At 70.2% G+C, this 21,152-nt stretch carries 16 protein-coding genes; 12 read left to right on the top strand and 4 right to left on the bottom strand.

The genetic code is table 11. The features are described 5' to 3' along the window. Positions 1-433: 433 nt before the first annotated feature. The 5 genes from IH50_RS0111175 (at position 434) to IH50_RS0111195 (ending at position 5,832) form a co-directional block, all read left to right on the top strand. Positions 434-622 (top strand): hypothetical protein, encoded by a 189-nt coding sequence (locus IH50_RS0111175; protein ID WP_030859980.1) that lies wholly within the window; start codon positions 434-436, stop codon positions 620-622. A 49-nt stretch (positions 623-671) separates the two neighbouring features. Continuing rightward, positions 672-1,085, top strand: a complete 414-nt coding sequence (locus IH50_RS0111180; RefSeq protein ID WP_030859982.1) for a (deoxy)nucleoside triphosphate pyrophosphohydrolase — start codon at positions 672-674, stop codon at positions 1,083-1,085. A gap of 142 nt (positions 1,086-1,227) precedes the next feature. Then, entirely contained in the window at positions 1,228-1,656 is a 429-nt protein-coding gene (locus IH50_RS0111185) for an ATP-binding protein (RefSeq protein ID WP_030859984.1), read from the top strand. A gap of 265 nt (positions 1,657-1,921) precedes the next feature. Next, positions 1,922-4,537: a SpoIIE family protein phosphatase gene (locus IH50_RS0111190; RefSeq protein ID WP_030859986.1), complete on the top strand. Its 2,616-nt coding sequence runs from the start codon at positions 1,922-1,924 to the stop codon at positions 4,535-4,537. Between the two features lie 146 nt (positions 4,538-4,683). Next, a complete protein-coding gene (locus tag IH50_RS0111195; protein ID WP_030859987.1) occupies positions 4,684-5,832 on the top strand; it encodes a glycoside hydrolase family 18 protein in 1,149 nt (382 codons plus the stop codon). On the opposite strand, the gene IH50_RS0111200 is transcribed toward IH50_RS0111195, so the two are convergent. The 4 genes from IH50_RS0111200 to IH50_RS0111215 are packed head-to-tail and all read right to left on the bottom strand — an operon-like array spanning position 5,829 to position 9,718. Then, on the bottom strand, positions 5,829-6,593 hold the full coding sequence (locus IH50_RS0111200) for a succinate dehydrogenase/fumarate reductase iron-sulfur subunit (RefSeq protein WP_030859989.1): 765 nt from the start codon (positions 6,591-6,593) through the stop codon (positions 5,829-5,831). The genes IH50_RS0111195 and IH50_RS0111200 overlap by 4 nt on opposite strands. Beyond that, complete coding sequence (locus IH50_RS0111205; protein WP_030859991.1) at positions 6,590-8,524, bottom strand: fumarate reductase/succinate dehydrogenase flavoprotein subunit; 1,935 nt, start codon at positions 8,522-8,524, stop codon at positions 6,590-6,592. The genes IH50_RS0111200 and IH50_RS0111205 overlap by 4 nt, the downstream gene beginning before the upstream one ends. Positions 8,525-8,540: 16 nt before the next feature. Then, positions 8,541-9,377, bottom strand: a complete 837-nt coding sequence (locus IH50_RS0111210) for a hypothetical protein (RefSeq protein WP_030859994.1) — start codon at positions 9,375-9,377, stop codon at positions 8,541-8,543. A gap of 47 nt (positions 9,378-9,424) precedes the next feature. After that, positions 9,425-9,718 carry a hypothetical protein gene (locus IH50_RS0111215; RefSeq protein ID WP_030859996.1) on the bottom strand — a complete coding sequence of 98 codons (294 nt, stop codon included), beginning with the start codon at positions 9,716-9,718 and terminating at the stop codon, positions 9,425-9,427. A gap of 290 nt (positions 9,719-10,008) precedes the next feature. Between IH50_RS0111215 and IH50_RS0111220 the strand changes: the two genes are divergently transcribed. The 7 genes from IH50_RS0111220 to IH50_RS0111250 all read left to right on the top strand — a co-directional run bounded on the left by IH50_RS0111220 (position 10,009) and on the right by IH50_RS0111250 (position 20,795). After that, complete coding sequence (locus tag IH50_RS0111220) at positions 10,009-12,171, top strand: ABC transporter family substrate-binding protein (RefSeq protein WP_030859998.1); 2,163 nt, start codon at positions 10,009-10,011, stop codon at positions 12,169-12,171. Positions 12,172-12,336: 165 nt separating this feature from the next. Beyond that, positions 12,337-14,244 (top strand): translational GTPase TypA, encoded by a 1,908-nt coding sequence (gene typA / locus IH50_RS0111225; protein WP_030860000.1) that lies wholly within the window; start codon positions 12,337-12,339, stop codon positions 14,242-14,244. 711 nt (positions 14,245-14,955) lie between these two features. Then, positions 14,956-16,569: a peptide ABC transporter substrate-binding protein gene (locus IH50_RS0111230; protein WP_030860001.1), complete on the top strand. Its 1,614-nt coding sequence runs from the start codon at positions 14,956-14,958 to the stop codon at positions 16,567-16,569. A gap of 130 nt (positions 16,570-16,699) precedes the next feature. Then, a complete protein-coding gene (locus IH50_RS0111235) occupies positions 16,700-17,629 on the top strand; it encodes an ABC transporter permease (protein WP_030860004.1) in 930 nt (309 codons plus the stop codon). Continuing rightward, a complete protein-coding gene (locus IH50_RS0111240) occupies positions 17,622-18,584 on the top strand; it encodes an ABC transporter permease (RefSeq protein WP_030860005.1) in 963 nt (320 codons plus the stop codon). Before IH50_RS0111235 ends, IH50_RS0111240 begins: the two co-directional genes overlap by 8 nt. Positions 18,585-18,595: 11 nt before the next feature. Continuing rightward, positions 18,596-19,654 carry an ABC transporter ATP-binding protein gene (locus IH50_RS0111245; RefSeq protein ID WP_030860007.1) on the top strand — a complete coding sequence of 353 codons (1,059 nt, stop codon included), beginning with the start codon at positions 18,596-18,598 and terminating at the stop codon, positions 19,652-19,654. After that, entirely contained in the window at positions 19,647-20,795 is a 1,149-nt protein-coding gene (locus IH50_RS0111250; RefSeq protein WP_030860010.1) for an ABC transporter ATP-binding protein, read from the top strand. The genes IH50_RS0111245 and IH50_RS0111250 overlap by 8 nt, the downstream gene beginning before the upstream one ends. Positions 20,796-21,152: the final 357 nt, after the last annotated feature.

A 21,152-nucleotide genomic window follows, 5' to 3' on the forward strand; every position in this document is an offset into this window, starting at 1 on the left:
GATCCGCCGCCCCCGGCCCCCGGCGCTCCCGCGGAAACTCCCCGCACCCCGGGACCCGGTCCCCGGCCCTCCGTGTTCCCGTCGGGTGATCCTCGCGCGCCCTCACGCGCCCTTCCGCGCCTCTCGGTCCGTCTCCGCTCCGGCGCTCCGCCCGTGGCGTCACCGCCCCCGTGCCGTAGCAATCTGGCCGTTCTCCCAGGTCGCCCCCGGAGCACGGCGTGCCGGGCGGCGTGCCGCTGACCGGACGTGTCAGCCTTCCCGCACGGCGCGTTCGCCACCGTGCGCCCCCTGCGTTCTGGCTGGTTGCGTGCCTCTTTGTGAAAAGGCGTATTCGCTCAGTGAAGGTAAGGCGTAGGCTCGGGCATATGCGGACTGGGGTTTCCTTATCGGGCGGGGCGCGGCACCGGCCGCGGACGGGAAGTGGAGGGGAGCGATGAACGACGGCACGGTGACTCTTCCCTGGCTCGTCGTACGGCAGGACGACAACGGCAATCGCTACCGGGTGGGCAGGTACGCGACCCGCGCCGAGGCCGAGCGGATCGCGGACAGCCTCGACGGGCGCGGACACAAGCAGCTCTACTGGGTCGAGCGGATCGGCCAGAACGGAACGTCCGCCGACTGACCCGGACCGCCGGCGGGCCCCTGCCCGCACCTCCCGTAGGCTCCGGCGCATGAGCGAGCGGATCGTGGTGGCCGGTGCGGCCCTGTGGCACGAGGGGCGGCTGCTCGCCGCCCGCCGGAGCGCACCCGCCGAACTGGCCGGGCGCTGGGAGCTGCCCGGCGGCAAGGTCGAGCCGGGCGAGACCCCCGAGGCGGCCGTCGTACGGGAGTTGCGCGAGGAACTCGGGATCGACGCCGAGGCCGTGGAGCGCGTCCCGGGGGAGTGGCCGCTGCGGACGCCGTACGTGATGCGGGTGTGGACCGCGCGGCTGCGCCCCGGATCCGCCGCGCCCCGGCCCCTGGAGGACCACGACGAGCTGCGCTGGCTCACCCCCGACCGGATCTGGGACGTCGACTGGCTCGACCACGACGTGCCCGCCGTCCGCGGCACCCTCGCCCACCTCGGCCTCCGGGAGGGCGTGTGACGTACGAGTCCGGCGCGCGGGGGCAGGAGTGACGGTGTGTGGGCGCCCTCCCGCGCCGCTCGTGCCACGATGCGCCGTCGAACGCGGTACGCCGTCCGGGATATCGGGTATGTGCCCATTAACCCCATGAAACCGGACATGGGTGGACTCCCTTGCCGGGGAAGTGATCCGCGTGCTCGACACCGACGGCGACCACGCCGTGTGGACCTTCTCCGCGGACCCGGGAACCGTGCGCGCCGCCCGCCACGCCGTCCGTGACCAGCTGCGCCTGTGGGACCTCGACAGCGTCGGCGACCTCGCGGCCCTGCTCGTCAGCGAACTGGTCACCAACGCCCTGCGGCACGCCACCGCCCCCGTCGGCGTACGCCTGACACGCCCCACGGGCCGCACCGGTGTCCTCCTGGTGGAGGTCTCCGACCCCCTCCCCGAGCCCCCGCACGAACGCACCGCCCGGCCCGAGGACGAGGGCGGACGCGGGCTTCAGCTCCTGGCCTCCGCCTCCCGCCGCTGGGGCACCCGGCCGGGCGCCGTCGGCAAGACCGTGTGGTTCGAACTCGCGGTGCCGAGATGAGGGATCGCACGCCCGTTCACGGTGTACGCGCCCGCCCCTTCCGTCGAGTGACCGGCCGGGGGTCGCGGAGGTTGTCGAAGAAGGGGTTCGATGACGTGTCCGCTGGTTAGAAGACTGGAAGTGTTCTCACGGCGCGGACCGAAAAGCATCGGGACCGTGCTGTGATCGTGAACACCGTGTTGTGCGGCGCCGTAGTGCTGGATACTGCGGGCAGCCGCCCCCGGTGACCGGTGCCGGACGCGGTGAGCTGGAGGGGACGGTTCGCGTGAGCGAGATACCAGCGAAGGCCACGGAGTCCGAGGACTTGTCGGGTGGCGCGAGAAGCGGGGCCGCGGACGGTCCCGTCTTCGGCGATGCCCCGTCCGCCGACGCGATGTGGCAGAGCAGTCCGCCCGGCTCCATCTACGACTACATCAAGGTCGCCTCGTTCTCCATCGGCCCGGACGGGCTGGTCGACCAGTGGAGCCTGCGCGCCGAGCAGATCTTCGGCATCCCCGCCGAGCGTGCCGTCGGCACGGACCCCATCGAGGCGTTCATCGAGCCCGTCCGGCGGGAGCGCGGCCAGCGCAAGATGGCCGAGATCCTCGACGGCCGGGAGTGGACCGGAGTGGTGCCCTTCCGGCTGCCGTCCACCATGGTGGCCGACGAGCGCGACCGGGAGGGCCTCGCCGAGGTCTACGTCATGCCGACGCGGACCGAGGAGGGGGAGAAGGCCGCCGTCTGCATCGTCGTCGACGTCCGCACCCTGCGCCGCATCGAGACCGACCTCGCCGCCTCACAGGCCATATTCGGCCAATCCCCGTTCGGCTTCCTGCTGATCGACCCCGACCTGCGGGTGCGCCGCGCCAACCAGCGGTTCGCGTCCATCTTCGGCGGCACCCCCGACGACCACCGCGGCAAGGGCGTGCACGACTATCTGCCGCGCGGGGAGGCCGAGCGGGTCGCCGCGACCCTGCGCCGGGTCCTGGAATCCGGCGACTCCATCACGGACATGCACGTCACGGGCTTCGTGCCGGGCTCCGACGAGCGCCGTCACTGGTCCGTCAACCTCTACCGCGTGCACAGCGGAAGCGGCCGGCCCATCGGCGTCGCCTGGCTCGGAACCGACATCACCGCCCGCCGCGCCGCCGCCCGGGAGGCCGCCGCCGCACGGCGCAATCTCGCCCTCCTCAACGAGGCGGGCGCCCGGATCGGCAACTCCCTCGACCTGGAGACGACCGCCCGCGAACTCCTCGACGTCGTCGTCCCCGGCTTCTGCGACCTGGCCACCGTCGACCTGTACCAGGGCCTGCTGGTCGGTGACGAGACCGCGCCGGGTCTCGCCGACGGCAGCGCGGAGGTGCGTCGCGTCGCCTTCGCCAGCGCCGTGTCCGACGCGCCGTTCAGCGTCACCGGGGAGCCGGTGAAGCTGGGCGCCGTCCACCACTACCCGTTCAACTCGCCCTGCGCGGACGCCCTGCGCACCGCCCGCCCGCGGAACGTCCCCGGCGGGGACGGCGGCCTGGTGCAGTCCACGCTCGCCGTGCCGATGGTCGCCCACGACACGGTCGTGGGACTCGCGCAGTTCGCCCGCACCAAGGGCAGCGAGCCGTTCGGCGACCGCGACCGCGAACTCGCGGTGGAACTGGCCGCGCGCGCCGCCGTCTGCATCGACAACGCCCGCCTCTACCGGCGTGAGCACGAACGCGCGTTGATACTGCAGCGCTCTCTGCTCCCGCCCGGCGACCCCGAGGCCTCCGGCCTGGACATCGCCTGCCGCTACCTGCCCGGCAACGTGGCCACCGGCCGGCCCAGCGAGGTCGGCGGCGACTGGTTCGACGTCATCGAACTGCCCGGCCACCGCACCGCGCTGGTCGTCGGCGACGTCATGGGGCGCGGTCTGCGCGCGGCCGTCGCGATGGGCGAACTGCGCACCGCCGTACGGACCCTGGCCCAGCTCGACCTGGAACCCGCCGAGGTGCTCTCCCAGTTGGACGAGATCGCCCGGGGCCTCGGCGCCCCCGGAGGCGTCCAGCAGGCCACCCGGGCCGCCCGCCGCCCCCGCGAGGCCGACCTCTCCGAGGTCTACCTGGCGACCTGCGTCTACGCCGTCTACGACGCGGTGACCAGACGCTGCACCTTCGCCAACGCGGGCCATCTGCCGCCCGTCCTGGTCGAACCGGGCGAGCCCGCGCTGATGCTGGACGTACCGCCCGGGATACCGCTCGGCGTCGGCGGCGAGCCCTTCGAGGAGGTCGAGGTCGAACTGCCCGAAGGTGCCCTTCTCGCGCTCTACACGGATGGACTGGTCGAAAGCCGCGATCACCCCCTCGACGAGGGTCTCCAGGCCTTCGTGCGCGCCCTGACGGACCCCTCCGCCCCCCTGGAGGACGTCTGCGACCACGTCCTCAACACCCTCGACACCCACCACGGCGAGGACGACATCGCCCTGCTGATGGCCCGCGTCCAGGGGCTGCCCGCCGAGTCCGTCGGCGATTGGACCCTGCCCCGCGAGCCCCGCAGCGTGGGCCGCGCCCGCGAGTACGCCCGTGCGCAGTTGCTCGCCTGGGACATGGAACCCCTGGTCGACACCACGGAGCTCCTGGTCAGCGAGTTGGTCACCAACGCCCTGCGGTACGGCGAGGGGGAGATCAGACTCCGTCTCCTCCTCGACCGCACCCTGGTCTGCGAGGTCTGGGACTCCGGCCTGGTCCAGCCGCGCCGCCGCCGCGCCCGTGACACCGACGAGGGCGGCCGGGGCCTCCAGCTCGTCGGCCTGCTCAGCGCGGCCTGGGGCTCCCGCCGCACCCCCCGCGGCAAGACGGTCTGGTTCGAACTCCCCCTCCCCGGCACGGACACCGCCCTCACCGACCCGGCGGAGGCGCTGCTGAGCCTGTTCTGACGGTCCGTGCGGCACCACCTCGGTGCGCCCGAGGACACCGCCCGGCGCCGCATGATCGCAACCGGAACACCCGTTCCCCTCGTCCTCCCCCTCGACATCGGTCACGCGGCTGCCCAGGGGGCGTCGACGAGCGAAGGGGAGCCGGCATGGAGCGTACGGAGCCGCGGGAACCGGCGACCCCGCCGGACGGGACCTCTCCGGACGAGGCTTCCCCGCCGGAGCCGGCCGGAGGGGACTCCGTCGTGACCCCCGACGCGCAGGCCGGCAAGCGCCGTAGACCCTGGGTCCGCCGGGTCCGGCGTGGTGCTCTCGTGGTCGTGCTTCTCCTGGTCGTCCCTCTCCTGGCCATCGAGACCGCCCTGCGGATCACCTACATGGGCGACCCGGCGGACGGTACGTACACCCGGGACCGGGACGCCATGTGGCTCGGGCACGCCTGGGTCGACGGGCGGAAGAAGGACGCCGACGTCACCGCGCTCGCCCGCCGTCTCGAGGGCACCGGGATCCGGGACCTGTACGTCCACTCCGGGCCGCTGGAGCACGACGGGACGCTGCCGGAGTCCAAGTACCCCCGCGCCCGCTGGCTGATCGACGCCGTGCACCGGGAGCTGCCCGGTGTCCGGGTCCAGGCCTTCCTCGGGGACGTCCTCGCCACCGAGGGGCCCGACGGCATGCGGCTGGACCGCGCCGCCACCCGCGCGGAAGTCGTCCACAGCGCCGGTCAGGTCCTGGACGTGGGCTACGAGGGCGTCCACCTCGACCTGGAGCCCCTGCACTCCGACGACGCGGACTACCTCTCCCTCCTGGACGACCTGCGCGCCGTCACCCGCGCCCGGGACGCGCAGCTGTCCGTCGCCGCCCACCAGATCGACCCGCTCCCCGGCCTCCACACCGTCGCCGGCCTCTTCGCCGACCACCCCAAGTGGTGGTCCCAGAAGTTCTTCGGCCAGGTCGCCCGGCGCGTCGACCAGATCGCCGTGATGTCGTACGACACCGCCCGGCCCCTGGAGAGCACCTACGGCGGCTACGTCGCCCAGCAGACCTCCCTCGCCCTGGAGGTCACCCCGCCCACCACGCACCTGCTGATGGGCCTGCCCTTCTACTACGAGAGCAACCCCAGCCACTGGGGCCACGCCGAGACCGTCGCCGCCGCCGTCCGCGGCGCCCGCCTCGGCCTCTCCCGCACGGACCCCGACCGCGAACTCTTCGGCGTCGCCCCGTACATCGACTTCGCGGCGACGGAGACGAACTGGAGGGAGTACCGGGAGGGCTGGCTGCGTCCCGACGCCTCCTAACGCCTCCTGATCTTCGACCCCAGCCACACCAGCGGGTCGTACTTACGGTCCACCGCCCGTTCCTTCAGGGGGATCAGCGCGTTGTCCGTGATCTTGATCCCCTCGGGGCAGACCTCCGTACAGCACTTGGTGATGTTGCAGTAGCCGAGGCCGTGGTCGTCCTGGGCCGTGCGGCTCCGGTCCAGGCCGGTCTCCCCGGCCGCGTCCAGCGGGTGCATGTCGAGCTCCGCGACCCGCATGAGGAAGCGCGGCCCGGCGAACGCGGGCTTGTTCTCCTCGTGGTCGCGGACCACATGACAGGTGTCCTGGCACAGGAAGCACTCGATGCACTTGCGGAACTCCTGCGACCGGTCCACGTCCTCCTGCGTCATCCGGTACTCGCCCGGACCGACCCCGGCCGGCGGGACGAAGGCCGGGACCTCCCTGGCCTTGGTGTAGTTGAAGCCGACGTCCGTCACCAGGTCGCGGATCACCGGGAAGGCCCGCAGCGGGGTCACGGTGATCGTCTCGTCCCGCTCGAACACCGACATCCGGGTCATGCACAGCAGCCGGGGACGCCCGTTGATCTCCGCCGAGCACGAACCGCACTTGCCGGCCTTGCAGTTCCAGCGCACGGCGAGGTCGGGGGCCTGGGTGGCCTGGAGGCGGTGGATGATGTCGAGGACCACCTCGCCGTCGTTCACCTCGACCGCGAAGTCCTTCAGACCGCCGCCCTCGACGTCCCCGCGCCACACCTTGAAGCGGGCCTCGTAGCTGCTCATCCGTGGAGCTCCTCTTCGGCCAGGTACTTGACCAGCTCCTCCTTCTCGAAGAGGGCGAGCAGGTCGGGGCGGATGGGTTCGGTGGTCTCACGGGTGAGGGCGATCCGGCCGCGCGCCGTGCCGGCGTCCGTGAGACCGCCCGTCGGGTCGGCGAGCGCGCACAGCAGGTTCACGTTGCGCCAGGAGCGGTCCATCCCGGCGTGGTCCTCGCGGGTGTGCCCGCCGCGCGACTCGGTGCGCTCCAGCGCCGCCCGGGCCACGCACTCGCTGACCAGCAGCATGTTCCTCAGATCCAGGGCGAGGTGCCAGCCGGGGTTGAACTGCCGGTGCCCCTCGACACCGGCCCGGCGGGCCCGTTCCCGCAGCTCGGCCAGCTTGACCAGGGCCTGCTCCATCTCGTGCTCGCGGCGGATGATGCCGACCAGGTCGTTCATCGTCTGCTGGAGCTCCTGGTGCAGGGTGTACGGGTTCTCCGGCGGCCCCCCGTCCGGCTCCCCGCCCTCCGCGGAGAACGGGCGCAGGGCCTCCGCGGCGGCCTCGCCGACCTGGACGTCGTCCACCCGGGGCCGCTCGGCCCCCGCCCCGCTCGCGTACTCGGCCGCGTGCCAGCCCGCCCGGCGCCCGAAGACCAGCAGGTCGGACAGGGAGTTCCCGCCCAGCCGGTTGGAGCCGTGCATCCCGCCGGCCACCTCACCGGCCGCGAACAGCCCCGGCACCCCGCGCGCCGCCGCCGAGTCGGAGTCGACGGCGATGCCGCCCATCACGTAGTGACAGGTCGGCCCGACCTCCATCGCCTCCGCCGTGATGTCGACGTCCGCCAGCTCCTTGAACTGGTGGTACATCGACGGCAGCCGCCGCTTGATCACGTCGGCCGGCATCCGTGTGGACACGTCCAGGAAGACCCCGCCGTGCGGGGAGCCGCGGCCCGCCTTCACCTCGGCGTTGATCGCGCGGGCCACCTCGTCGCGGGGGAGCAGTTCGGGCGGGCGCCGGTTGTGGTCCGGGTCGTCGTACCAGCGGTCGCCCTCCTCCTCGGACTCGGCGTACTTCTCCTTGAAGACGTCCGGGATGTAGTCGAACATGAACCGCTTGCCCTCGGAGTTGCGCAGCACCCCGCCGTCCCCGCGCACCGACTCGGTGACGAGGATGCCCTTCACCGACGGCGGCCAGACCATCCCCGTCGGGTGGAACTGCACGAACTCCATGTTCAGCAGCGGGGCCCCGGCCAGCAGCGCCAGCGCGTGCCCGTCGCCGGTGTACTCCCACGAGTTCGACGTCACCTTGAACGACTTGCCGATGCCGCCGGTGGCGATGACGACGGCGGGCGCCTCCAGGACGAAGAAGCGCCCCGACTCCCGCTCGTAGCCGAAGACCCCCGAGACCCGCTCACCGTCCTTCAGCACGCGGGTGACCGTGCACTCCTGGAAGACCTTCAGCCGGGACTCGTACTTCCCGGTCTCCCGGAAGTCCTCCTGCTGGAGCGAGACGATCTTCTGCTGGAGGGTGCGGATCAGCTCCAGGCCCGTACGGTCGCCGACGTGCGCGAGACGCGGGTACTCGTGGCCGCCGAAGTTGCGCTGCGAGATCCGGCCGTCCTTCGTCCGGTCGAACAGCGCGCCCCAGGTCTCCAGCTCCCACACCCGCTGCGGCGCCTCCTGGGCGTGCAGCTCGGCCATCCGCCACTGGTTGAGGAACTTCCCGCCGCGCAGGGTGTCGCGGAAGTGGACCTGCCAGTTGTCCCCGGCGTTGACGTTGCCCATCGCCGCCGCGATGCCGCCCTCGGCCATCACGGTGTGCGCCTTGCCGAACAGCGACTTGCAGATCACCGCCGTACGGGCGCCCCGCTCGCGCGCCTCGATGGCGGCGCGCAGGCCCGCGCCGCCGGCCCCGACCACGACGACGTCCCACTCCTGTCGGTCGACCACGGACATCAGTCACAGCCCCCAGCTAGAAGAAGCGCGGATCGTCGAAGACACCGGACGCGACGAGATAGACGTAGAAGTCGGCGAGGGCCACGCTCAGCAGCGACGCCCAGGCGAGCTGCATGTGCCGGGCGTTCAGCCGGCCCACCCACTGCCACATCCGGTAGCGCACCGGATGCTTCGAGAAGTGCTTCAGCTTCCCGCCGACGATGTGCCGGCAGGAGTGGCAGGAGAGGGTGTACGCCCAGATCAGCGCGATGTTGACCAGGAACACCAGGGTGCCCAGGCCCATGTGGCCCCACGCGTAGTGCTCGTCGCGGAAGGCGAGCACGGTGTCGTAGGTCAGGACGCCGGCGACCAGGATCGCCGCGTAGAAGAAGTACCGGTGGACGTTCTGCAGGATCAGCGGGAAGCGGGTCTCCCCGGTGTATTTCGCGTGCGGTTCGGCCACCGCGCAGGCCGGCGGGGACGCCCAGAAGCCCCGGTAGTAGGCCTTGCGGTAGTAGTAGCAGGTCAGCCGGAAGCCGAGCGGGAAGATCAGGATGATGATCGCCGGCGAGATGCCCCACCAGCTTCCGAAGATCTCCCCGTTCGGCCCGGCCCGCATCGGCTCGCAGTTCTCCGCGAGGCACGGCGAGTAGAACGGCGAGACGTACGGCGCCGCGTAGTAGTCGGCGTTCGCGAAGGCCCGCCAGGTCGAGTAGACGACGAAGGCGAGCAGGCCGGCCGCGGTGGCGGCCGGGGCCAGCCACCAGCGGTCGGTCCGCAGGTGCGGTGCGGCGATCGCGGCGCGCGTACCGGTTCTCACACCGCCGCTTCGGGGACGGGGTTGTGTGGCGGGAGGTTCCGTACCAGTGGCCACTTGTCCACTCCGGTAGGGGTCGGGGGGCGTCGCGATCGGCGGGAGGGTCAGGGGGCGTGACGGTCACGGGCGCCGAGGCCCTCGTCGTCCGTGTCCACCCACAGCGAGGGGTCGTACGGCGTGTCGGAGATGGTCACGAGATCGGGGCGCTTCCGCGCGGCCGCGACGACGGGGGCCGTCTCCCGCAGCAGCGCCACGCTCTCACGCAGATGATCGGTGTCGACGCGGACGCGGCGCATCTCCAGGCCGCCGCTGCCGATCTCCTTCTCCAGGCGTCCCACCGACCGGATCAGGTCGTCGAGACAGCGCTGGACGGATGTCAGTTCGTCGTGCACGGACATGACTTGCCCTCACTTCCACGGGTCCTTCTGGCCCAAGGCGGCAACGTTCGTGCGCCTGCGAGTGTTGCGCGTCACACCTTGTGCTGTGAAGGGATGTGCATCGATTGGCCGAGGCGCACGGGTGCGCTCTCCGGTGCTTTGCGCCGCACGGGTGGGCTTGACACCCGTGGCCGCCGTGTCGCCCTGAGTTGCCGAACCCTTTCCTCTTCAGTGGGCCGCGTACATCGGATGAGCGCCAAATACCACCAAAAGTGATCGTAACGCCCGCGGCTTCCCGGAGGTACCCAGAGATGTCCTACGACGGTGTCGGCCCGCGCGCGGCTCTGCGCCCGCTCGCCCTCCTCACCGTCGGCGTGCTCGCGGTGCCCGCGCTGGCCGGATGCGGCTCCGACGACCCGTCGGGCAAGCCCCTCGCGGGAGCGGACATCGCACGCGCCGACCGGTCTGCGATCGCCGACGGAGGCACCCTGCGCTGGGCCGTGGACACCGTCCCGGAGACCCTGAACACCTTCCAGTCGGACGCCGACACCACCACCGCCCGGGTCGCCCAGGCCGTCCTGCCGTCGATGTACCGGATGGACGGCCGGGGCCGGCCGGTGCGCAACCCCGACTACCTGGAGTCCGCCGAGGTCGTCGACACCGAACCCCGGCAGGTGGTGCTCTACCGGCTCAACCAGCAGGCCGTCTGGAGCGACGGCCGCGAGATCGGCGCCGCCGACTTCGCCGCCCAGTGGCGCGCCCTGTCCGGCGAGGACACCGCCTACTGGAGCGCCCGCAACGCCGGCTACGACCGCATCGAGAAGATCGAGCGGGGCGAGAACGACCTGGAGGTCAAGGTCACCTTCAGCCGTCCCTACGCCGACTGGAAGTCCCTGTTCACACCGCTGTACCCGAAGGAGGTCATGGGCACCCCGGACTCCTTCAACGACGGCGCCCGCAAGAAGCTGAAGGTCACCGCCGGGCCCTTCACGGTGAAGAAGGTCGACACCCGGAAGGACGAGGTCACCCTCACCCGCAACGCGCGCTGGTGGGGCGACCCGGCGAAGCTCTCCACGATCGTGCTGCGGGCCGTGCCCCACGCCAAGCGGATCTCCGCGCTCGGCGCCGGCACCGTCGACCTGGCCGAGATCGGCCCGGCCGCCGCCCGCCGCATCACCGCCGCCGCGCTGCCGCGGAGCGCGAGCAGCCCCCTGATGGGCCCCGGCGCCGAGCGGTCCGCCGCGGACGCGCTGCGCTCCTGGGCCGTCGCCAACGGCTCCGACGAGGAGGCCGCCGACGAGGAGATCTCCGCCCGCGAGCAGCTGCGCGAGAAGAAGGTGAGGTACGCCCGTCAGCGGAAGGCCCTCACCGGCTTCGAGGTGCGCACGTCACTGGAGCCCGCCTACACCCAGCTCGCCCTCAACGGCGCCGACGGCCCCCTCGCCGACGAGCGGGTCCGCCGTGCCGTGGCCCGCGCACTGGACCGCAAGGCCATCGCCGAGACGGTCCTGAAACCCCTCGGCCTGCCCGCCGTGCCCCTCGGCAGCCACCTCGCGCTGTCCGGCCAGGCCGCCTACGCCGACGGCAGCGGCGCCCTCGGCGAGCAGGACGCCAAGGAGGCGAGGGCGCTGCTCGCGGACGCCGGCTGGGTGCCGGGCGGGCCGGTGAAGAAGGAGAAGGAGAAGGACGAGGAGGAGGCGGCCGGCCCGGAGGGCGGGGACTCCGAGGAGGACACCGAGTCCGAGGGCGACGACGGCACGTACATCGTCGGGGAGGACGACAAGGCCCCGCGGGACTCCGGCACCAGTACCAAGCGGCTGAAGCAGGGCGGCGCCCCCGGCGCCTACGCCCCCGAGGGCACCGCCGCCCCGGCACGGGCCGGGAACGCCCGCGTCGCCAAGGACGGCAAGGCGCTCACCCTCCGCTTCGTCCTGCCCTCGGGACCGGGCTCGGGCACGCTGCGCACCGTGGCCGGCCGGATCTCGGCGATGCTGGAGCGGATCGGCATCGGCACGAAGATCACCAAGGTCGACGACGAGAGCTACTTCAAGGACCACATCGCCTCCGGCGAGTACGACCTCGCCCTGTACTCCTGGCCCGCGACCGCCTACCCCGCCACCGACGCCCGCCCCGTCCACGCCAAACCGGTCCCGGCCGCCGACGGCTCGCTGAACGTGGAGCAGAACTACACCCGCGTCGGCACCGACCAGGTCGACCAGCTCTTCGACCAGGCCGTCACCACGCTCGACGACTCCGCGCGCCGCGCCCTGCTCCGCAAGGCGGACTCCCGCATCTGGGCGGCGGCCGGCTCCATCCCCCTCTACCAGCGCCCCCAGCTCATCGCCGCCCGCAAGAACCTGGCCAACGCCGGCGCGTTCGGATTCCGTACGCCGGTGTACGAGGACATGGGCTTCCTGAAGAAGCCGGCGCGGGGGCCGGGCGCGGAGAGCGCCAAGCCGTCGGCGGACGACTGACGGGCAGGTCACCGGGGTGTCGGGCAGACCGCGACGGCCACGCGAGCCCTTGTCGCCGTCGCCCCGTACCATGGGGTGAGGCCGAGGCGTGTTCAGCCCGGCAGGGCCCGCACACCACAGACGCTCGTGCGGGGCATTCCTCAGCACTCCGGGAGTACGCCTTTTATGGCCACGCGCCACGACATCCGCAACGTCGCCATCGTCGCCCACGTCGACCACGGCAAGACCACCATCGTCGACGGCATGCTCAAGCAGGCCGGCGCCTTCGCCGCGCACCAGCTCGACTCGGTCGACGACCGCATGATGGACTCGAACGACCTGGAGCGTGAGAAGGGCATCACGATCCTCGCCAAGAACACGGCGGTGAAGTACCACCCCAAGGACGGCGGGGAGCCCATCACGATCAACATCATCGACACCCCCGGCCACGCCGACTTCGGCGGCGAGGTCGAGCGCGGTCTGTCGATGGTCGACGGCGTGGTGCTGCTGGTGGACGCCTCCGAGGGCCCGCTGCCGCAGACCCGTTTCGTGCTGCGCAAGGCGCTCCAGCAGCGGCTGCCGATCATCCTCTGCATCAACAAGACGGACCGTCCGGACTCCCGGATCGACGAGGTCGTCAACGAGACCTACGACCTCTTCCTCGACCTGGACGCCGACGAGGACCAGATCGAGTTCCCGATCGTCTACGCCTGCGGCCGCGACGGCATCGCCTCGCTGACCAAGCCGGAGGACGGCACGGTCCCGGCGGACTCCGACAGCCTGGAGCCGTTCTTCTCCACCATCCTGGAGACCATCCCGGCCCCGTCCTACGACGAGGACGCCCCGCTCCAGGCGCACGTCACCAACCTCGACGCCGACAACTTCCTCGGCCGCATCGCCCTGCTCCGCGTCCACCAGGGCGAGCTGAAGAAGGGGCAGACGGTCGCCTGGATGAAGCGCGACGGGTCCGTCTCCAACGTGCGCATCTCCGAGCTGATGATGACCGAGGCGCTCACCCGCAAGCCCGCCGAGAAGGCCGGCCCCGGTGACATCTGCGCGGTCGCCGGTATCCCGGACATCATGATCGGCGAGACGCTGGCCGACCAGGAGAACCCGGTCGCGCTGCCGCTGATCACGGTGGACGAGCCGGCCATCTCCATGACCATCGGCACCAACACCTCCCCGCTGGTCGGCCGCGGCGGCACCGGCAAGGGCGCCGACAACAAGGCGGCCGTCAAGGACCGCAAGGTCACCGCCCGCCAGGTCAAGGACCGCCTGGACCGCGAGCTGATCGGCAACGTCTCGCTGCGCGTCCTGGACACCGACCGTCCCGACGCCTGGGAGGTGCAGGGCCGCGGCGAGCTGGCGCTGGCCATCCTGGTCGAGCAGATGCGCCGCGAGGGCTACGAGCTCACCGTCGGCAAGCCGCAGGTCGTCACCAAGGAGATCGACGGCAAGGTCCACGAGCCGGTCGAGCGCATGACGGTCGACGTCCCCGAGGAGCACATGGGCGCCGTCACGCAGCTCATGGGTGTCCGCAAGGGCCGGATGGACAACATGTCCAACCACGGCTCGGGCTGGGTGCGCATGGAGTTCGTGGTGCCCTCCCGCGGTCTGATCGGCTTCCGTACGGAGTTCCTGACCCAGACCCGTGGCACGGGCATCGGCCACTCCATCCACGAGGGCCACGAGCCCTGGTTCGGCACGCTCACCACCCGGAACAACGGCTCCCTGGTCGCCGACCGCGCCGGCGCGGTCACCGCGTTCGCGATGACCAACCTCCAGGAGCGCGGTGTGCTGTTCGTCGAGCCCGGCACCGAGGTGTACGAGGGCATGATCGTCGGCGAGAACTCGCGCTCCGACGACATGGACGTCAACATCACCAAGGAGAAGAAGCTCACCAACATGCGGTCGTCCACGGCCGACGTGGCCGAGTCGATCGTGCCGCCGCGCAAGCTGTCGCTGGAGCAGTCCCTGGAGTTCTGCCGCGACGACGAGTGCGTGGAGGTCACCCCGGAGGCGGTCCGCATCCGCAAGGTGAACCTGGACGCCCGCGAGCGCGCCCGCGCCGCGAGCCGCGCCAAGCACGGCTGACGCTCACCAGCAGCGGCTCCTCACGGACGGGAACGGCGCCGGACACCCGCACAGGGCGTCCGGCGCCGTTCGCGTGTATGAGGCGAGGGACGCCGTCGGGAGCAGCCCGGAGTCAAGGCAAGGAAAAGGGCGGGGCGGGAAAGGGAAAACACGGAGAGGGAAGCAGACGCGCGGGTAGGGAAAACCCTTGACCTGGCCGGTGCATGCCGTCGAAACGGCCGGATCGCACTAGCCTGCTCACGGAGCGGCGCGCCCCGCGGCCGACGGATCCGGGCCCCGAGGTCCCTGACCAACGGCCCTGCCGGCCGGGCGTGCTGAGCGCACGGCAGCCCTCAGGCACACCTTGCACGGCGGCCACGTTACGCGCAATCGGTTTTCCCCCAGGTGATCGTCCGATATTCGGACAGCAACCCCCGATAGATGTGTAACAAGTCCGTTTCGCAGGGATCTTTCACCAAACGCTTTGTCCGGATTTTGGAAGATGTAGGACCCAGCTGTGATCGAACCGATACCTCGGGGGTGTGGTTCGGCCGGTGACGAATGGCAGATAGTTAGGCGCGTAGAGCTCGGCTGAACGGGTCACGCGCTGACAGCGCCGACTCACGAGCGCGGGGGCACTTGACGATCTCCGGTACCGGCGACGGGCGGTGGACGGAGAGATGTCGTGTGCTCCTCTTTGCGGTGAACCAATGGACTCATGAGGAGGAACCCATGCGCGGTGCCAAGAGCGCCAAGTGGGTCGCGGGTGCGATAGTCGTCGCGCTGGCCGCTACTGCCTGTGGAGGCGGCGACAGTGGCGAGGGGGAGAGCAAGGGTTCCGGCCCTGCGGGGTATGTCTCGATCGACGTCGGTGAGCCGCAGAAGCCGCTGATCCCGGCCGACACCAACGAGTCCAACGGCTCGTACGTCATCCAGGCGCTGTTCACCCAGCTCCTGGACTTCGACGCCAAGGGTGAGATCGTCTACACGAACGCCGAGTCGGTCACCACCGAGGACTCGAAGACGTGGACGGTCAAGCTCAAGAAGGGCTGGAAGTTCCACAACGGCGAAGAGGTCACCTCCAAGTCGTACATCGACGCCTGGAACTGGTACGCCAACATCAAGAACAACCAGCAGAACTCCTTCTGGTTCCAGGACATCAAGGGTTACGACGACGTTCACCCGGAGAAGGGCGAGCCGAAGGCCGAGACCATGTCCGGTCTGAAGGCCGTGGACGACCACACCTTCACCATCGAGCTGAAGTACACGATGCCGTACTTCAACTACAAGCTCGGCTACACCACGTGGGCCCCGCTGCCCAAGGTCTTCTACGACGACCCGAAGGCCTTCGGCCAGAAGCCGGTCGGCAACGGTCCCTACACCTTCGAGAAGTGGGACCACAAGAAGCTCATCCAGGTCAAGGCCTGGGACGAGTACCAGGGCCCGAACAAGGCGAAGAACAAGGGCGTCCAGTTCAAGGCCTACACGACGCTCGAGGCCGCCTACAAGGACGTCGTCTCCGGCAACCTGGACATGATCCGCCAGGTCGGCCCGACGGACCTGCCGAAGTACAAGCAGGACCTCGGTGACGGCGCCATCGAGCAGCCGTACGCGGCCATCCAGACGCTGACCCCGGCGTTCTACTCCAAGACGTTCAAGGACATCGACCCGAAGGTCCTGCAGGGCCTGTCGATGGCGATCGACCGCGAGACGATCACCAAGACCGTCCTGAACAACACCCGCACGCCGGCCGAGTCCTTCACCCCGCCGGGCGTCAAGGGCAACCAGGACCTGGACACCGACGTGTTCACGTACAACCCGGAGAAGGCCAAGCAGCTCATCAAGGAGGGCGGTGGCGTTCCGGGCAACAAGTTCACCGTCCAGTACAACACCGACGGTGGGCACAAGGAGTGGGTGACCGCGGTCTGCGAGTCCATCCGCAACGCCACCGGCGTCAACTGCGTCGGCGACCCGAAGCCGGACTTCGCCACGGACCTCGAGGCCCGTGACAACGACCAGGTGAAGGGCATGTACCGCGGTGGCTGGGTCGCCGACTACCCGGTCAACGCCAACTTCATGAAGGAGCTCTACCACACCACCGCCGAGGCCAACAACGGTCGCTTCTCCAACAAGGAGATCGACGACCTGATGAACGAGGCCGACAAGGCCGGTTCCCTCGAAGAGTCGGTGAAGGCCTTCCAGGAGGTCGAGAAGAAGCTGGTCGAGCACATGCCGGCCATCCCGCTCTGGTACTACCGCATCAACGGCGGCCACGGTAAGAACGTCGACAACGTCAACGTCGACTTCCACGGTGACCTCGAAGTGTGGGCCGTCACCACCAAGTAAGAGGATCCTCGGGGATCTTCCCACTCGGCCGTAAACCCGCCGCCGCTCAGGCGGCGGTGGGAGGTGCGCGGGGCCGTCTCGTCATCAGGAGGCGGCCCCCCACCTGCGTTAACCCCTCACGGAGGCACCTATGGGGCGCTATGTCGCACGACGACTGCTCCAGATGATCCCGGTCTTCATCGGGTCAACCTTGATCATCTTCTGTATGATGTACGCCCTGCCCGGCGACCCCGTCCGGGCGATGATGGGGGATCAGGCGTACGACCCGGCGGTGGTCGCGAGCATCAAGAAGGACCTCGGTCTCGACCAGCCACTGCTGCAGCAGTACGTGCACTACATGACCGGGCTGGTCCAGGGCGACTTCGGCACCCAGATCGCCAGTCAGCGGCCCATCGGGGACGTCATCGCCGACGCGTTCCCGGTGACGATCAGACTGACGATCTTCGCCTTCACCTTCGTCACGCTCGTGGGCATCGGCCTCGGCGTCGTCGCCGGCCTGCGCCCCGACACGCTGCGGGACCGCGGACTGCTGACGCTGACCCTGTTCCTCGTCTCGATGCCGTCCTTCGTGCTGGGCTTCCTGCTGCAGTACCTGCTCGCGTTCAAGTGGTCCGTCACCACCCCCACGGTGACCGACTCGACGAACTTCTCCCAGCTCGCGCTTCCCGCCACCGTGCTGGCGTCGCTCTCCCTCGCCTACGTCGCCCGGCTGACCCGTACGTCGATCGCGGAGAACCTGCGCTCCGACTACATGCGCACCGCCATCGCCAAGGGACTGCCGCGCCGCCGCGTCATCGGTGTCCACCTGATGCGCAACTCGCTGATCCCCGTGGTCACCTTCCTCGGCATCGAGATCGGCAGCCTGATGACCGGCGCCATCGTGACCGAGGGCATCTTCAACGTGCGGGGCATCGGTATCGAGATCTACGAGGCGCTCAGCCGGCGTGAGGGCGCCACGGTCGTGGGCATCGCCTCGCTGATGGTGCTCATCTACCTCGCCGCCAGCTTGATCGTCGACCTGCTTTACGCGGTCCTGGACCCGAGGATCCGGTATGCCTGACAAGACCATCGAGAAGACGGTCGACGCCCTTCCGGGGGACACCGCGAGCACCGCCGGCGTCGTCGTGACCGACTCCGGCCCGGCCCCCGACAAGGCGCGCAGCCTCTGGTCCGACGCCTGGCACGACCTGCGGCGCAACCCGCTGTTCCTGGTCTCGGCCGTGCTGATCGTGTTCCTGCTGGTGATGGCGGCCTGGCCGGGACTGTTCACCAGCGCCTCGCCGCGCGACGCCGACCTGGCCAAGCACTACCTGGGCAAGCCGAACTGGGGCCACTTCTTCGCCCCGGACTGGTTCGGCTACGACGTCCAGGGCCGCTCGATCTACGCCCGGGTCGTCTACGGCGCCCGCGCCTCGATCACCGTCGGTGTGGGGGTCACCCTCGCCGTCACCGTCCTCGGCACGGTCATCGGCATGGTCGCCGGCTACTTCGGCGGCTGGACCGACACCCTGCTCTCGCGGCTGACCGACATCTTCCTCGGCATCCCGTTCCTGCTCGGCGCCCTGGTGATCCTCAACTCCTTCGACGACCGCACCGTCACGGTCGTCATCCTGGCCCTCGCCTTCCTCGGCTGGACCCAGATCGCCCGTGTGGCCCGCGGCGCCGTGATCACCATCAAGCAGGCGGACTACGTGGTCGCCGCCAAGGCGCTCGGCGCCTCGACGTCCCGGATCCTGCTCCGGCACATCCTGCCCAACGCGGTCGCGCCCATCATCGTGGTGGCGACCATCGCGCTCGGCGGCTACATCGCGGCCGAGGCCACCCTGTCCTTCCTGGGCGTGGGTCTCGGCGACACGGCCGTCTCCTGGGGCGGCGACGTGGCGCGTGGACGTGAGCAGCTCCGTATCGCCCCCCACACCCTGATCGTCCCGTCGGTGATGGTCTCGATCACGGTGCTCTCGTTCCTGATGTTCGGCGATGCGGTACGCAACGCCCTCGACCCCAAGCTGCGCTGAGGGAGGCGTACGTGACCATCATCGATGAAACGGCCGAGAGCCCCGGGCCGGACGGCTCGCAGGACGCCGGCCGTCCGCTGCTCGAAGTCCGCGACCTGCACGTGGAGTTCCACACCCGCGACGGGGTCGCCAAGGCCGTCAACGGCGTCAACTACTCCGTCGCCGCGGGCGAGACGCTCGCCGTGCTCGGCGAGTCCGGCTCCGGCAAGTCCGTGACCGCCCAGGCCATCATGGGCATCCTCGACATGCCGCCCGGCCGCATCCCCAAGGGGGAGATCCTCTTCCGCGGCCAGGACATGCTGAAGATGTCCGGCGAGGAGCGCCGGAAGATCCGCGGCAACAAGATCGCGATGATCTTCCAGGACGCGCTGTCCTCGCTGAACCCGGTGCTCTCCGTGGGCTACCAGCTCGGCGAGATGTTCCGCGTCCACCAGGGCCTGTCCAAGAAAGAGGCCAAGGCCAAGTCGATCGAGCTGATGGACCGGGTGAAGATCCCGGCCGCCGCGGCCCGGGTCAACGACTACCCGCACCAGTTCTCGGGCGGTATGCGCCAGCGCATCATGATCGCGATGGCGCTCGCCCTGGAACCGGACCTGATCATCGCCGACGAGCCCACCACGGCCCTCGACGTGACCGTCCAGGCCCAGGTCATGGACCTGCTCGCGGAGCTCCAGCGCGAGTACAACATGGGCCTGATCCTGATCACCCACGACCTCGGTGTCGTCGCCGACGTCGCGGACAAGATCGCGGTGATGTACGCGGGGCGGATCGTGGAGACCGCGCCCGTGCACGAGCTGTACAAGCGGCCCGCGCACCCCTACACCAAGGGCCTGCTCGACTCGATCCCGCGCCTGGACCAGAAGGGCCAGGAGCTGTACGCGATCAAGGGGCTGCCGCCCAACCTGACGCGCATCCCGTCCGGCTGCGCCTTCAACCCGCGGTGCCCCCAGGCACAGGACATCTGCCGTACGGACGTCCCGCCGCTGTTCACCGTCACCGAGCGGGACGGCGGCGAGCTGGCCGGCCGCGGCAGCGCGTGCCACTTCTGGAAGGAGACGATCCATGGCTGAGCTGGAGAAGAAGGACGAGGCCGTGGACGCCACCCCCAACGTCACCGAGGTCGAGACGGTCGACGCCGCGACCGAGGCCGAGGCGGTGGCCGCGCTCGACGCGCCCGTCGACCGCGGCGAGCCGATCCTCCAGGTGCGCAACCTGGTGAAGCACTTCCCGCTGACCCAGGGCATCCTGTTCAAGCGGCAGGTCGGCGCGGTCAAGGCCGTGGACGGCATCTCCTTCGACCTCTACCAGGGCGAGACGCTCGGCATCGTGGGCGAGTCCGGCTGCGGCAAGTCCACGGTCGCCAAGCTGCTGATGATGCTGGAGAAGGCGACCGCGGGCGAGGTCTTCTACAAGGGCCAGGACATCACCAAGCTGTCCGGGCGTGCGCTGAAGGCGGTCCGGCGGAACATCCAGATGGTGTTCCAGGACCCGTACACCTCGCTCAACCCCCGTATGACGGTGGGCGACATCATCGGGGAGACCTTCGAGATCCACCCCGAGGTGGCGCCGAAGGGCGACCGTCGCCGCAAGGTCCAGGAACTCCTGGACGTCGTCGGCCTCAACCCCGAGTACATCAACCGCTACCCGCACCAGTTCTCGGGCGGTCAGCGCCAGCGCATCGGCATCGCCCGCGGCCTGGCCCTCAACCCCGAGATCATCATCTGCGACGAGCCGGTCTCCGCGCTGGACGTGTCCGTCCAGGCGCAGGTCATCAACCTGATGGAGAAGCTGCAGGACGAGTTCAACCTCTCCTACCTCTTCATCGCGCACGACCTGTCCATCGTCCGGCACATCTCGGACCGCGTGGGCGTGATGTACCTCGGCAAGATGGCCGAGATCGGCACGGACACGGAGATCTACGACCACCCGACGCACCCCTACACCCAGGCGCTGCTGTCGGCGGTCCCGGTCCCCGACCCGGAGGCCCGCGAGGGCCGGGAGCGGATCATCCTCACCGGCGACGTGCCGTCGCCGGCCAACCCGCCCTCGGGCTGCCGCTTCCGCACCCGCTGCTGGAAGGCGCAGGACAAGTGCGCCGAGGAGGTCCCGCTGCTGGCGGTGCCCGAGCGCTTCAAGGGCGCGGACTCCCCGGTGGCCCACGAGTCGGCCTGCCACTTCGCCGAGGAGAAGGACGTCGTCCACGCGGCCTGACCGCACCACGGTGGCATGAGCCGGTCCCGGCACCCCGCACGACGGGGTGCCGGGACCGGCTTTTCTGGGTTCGGCCCCCGGGGCCGGACGGGTTCAGGGCTCACCGGGCGCGGGTTGTCCTGGGCCCGGTGAGGTGCTCACCGGGCGCGGGCCGTCCCGAGCTCCAAGGCGGTGCTCACCGGGCGGCCTCTTCCCCGAGGGGCGGCCGGTTCCGTGACGGCCCGCGTGGGTCATCCGTTCGGAGTCCCGCCGCACCCCGACGGTGGAACCGGATGAGCCGTGTGCGCCTCGTGCGGCGATATTGGCGGAAAGGACCGGCGTACGCACCCAGCCGGCCCACGTACGAGGAGGCACCCG

Source organism: Streptomyces sp. NRRL S-37 (assembly GCF_000721605.1).
Taxonomy (GTDB): Bacteria; Actinomycetota; Actinomycetes; order Streptomycetales; family Streptomycetaceae; genus Streptomyces.

What these genes read in the sequence shown, in the direction of transcription:
- IH50_RS0111175 (WP_030859980.1), top strand. Translation starts at nt 434, where the DNA reads ATGAACGACGGCACGGTGACTCTTCCCTGGCTCGTCGTACGGCAGGAC.
- IH50_RS0111180 (WP_030859982.1), top strand. Translation starts at nt 672, where the DNA reads ATGAGCGAGCGGATCGTGGTGGCCGGTGCGGCCCTGTGGCACGAGGGG.
- IH50_RS0111195 (WP_030859987.1), top strand. Translation starts at nt 4,684, where the DNA reads ATGGAGCGTACGGAGCCGCGGGAACCGGCGACCCCGCCGGACGGGACC.
- IH50_RS0111200 (WP_030859989.1), bottom strand. Translation starts at nt 6,593, where the DNA reads ATGAGCAGCTACGAGGCCCGCTTCAAGGTGTGGCGCGGGGACGTCGAG.
- IH50_RS0111205 (WP_030859991.1), bottom strand. Translation starts at nt 8,524, where the DNA reads ATGTCCGTGGTCGACCGACAGGAGTGGGACGTCGTCGTGGTCGGGGCC.
- IH50_RS0111215 (WP_030859996.1), bottom strand. Translation starts at nt 9,718, where the DNA reads ATGTCCGTGCACGACGAACTGACATCCGTCCAGCGCTGTCTCGACGAC.
- IH50_RS0111220 (WP_030859998.1), top strand. Translation starts at nt 10,009, where the DNA reads ATGTCCTACGACGGTGTCGGCCCGCGCGCGGCTCTGCGCCCGCTCGCC.
- typA (WP_030860000.1), top strand. Translation starts at nt 12,337, where the DNA reads ATGGCCACGCGCCACGACATCCGCAACGTCGCCATCGTCGCCCACGTC.
- IH50_RS0111230 (WP_030860001.1), top strand. Translation starts at nt 14,956, where the DNA reads ATGCGCGGTGCCAAGAGCGCCAAGTGGGTCGCGGGTGCGATAGTCGTC.
- IH50_RS0111235 (WP_030860004.1), top strand. Translation starts at nt 16,700, where the DNA reads ATGGGGCGCTATGTCGCACGACGACTGCTCCAGATGATCCCGGTCTTC.
- IH50_RS0111240 (WP_030860005.1), top strand. Translation starts at nt 17,622, where the DNA reads ATGCCTGACAAGACCATCGAGAAGACGGTCGACGCCCTTCCGGGGGAC.
- IH50_RS0111250 (WP_030860010.1), top strand. Translation starts at nt 19,647, where the DNA reads ATGGCTGAGCTGGAGAAGAAGGACGAGGCCGTGGACGCCACCCCCAAC.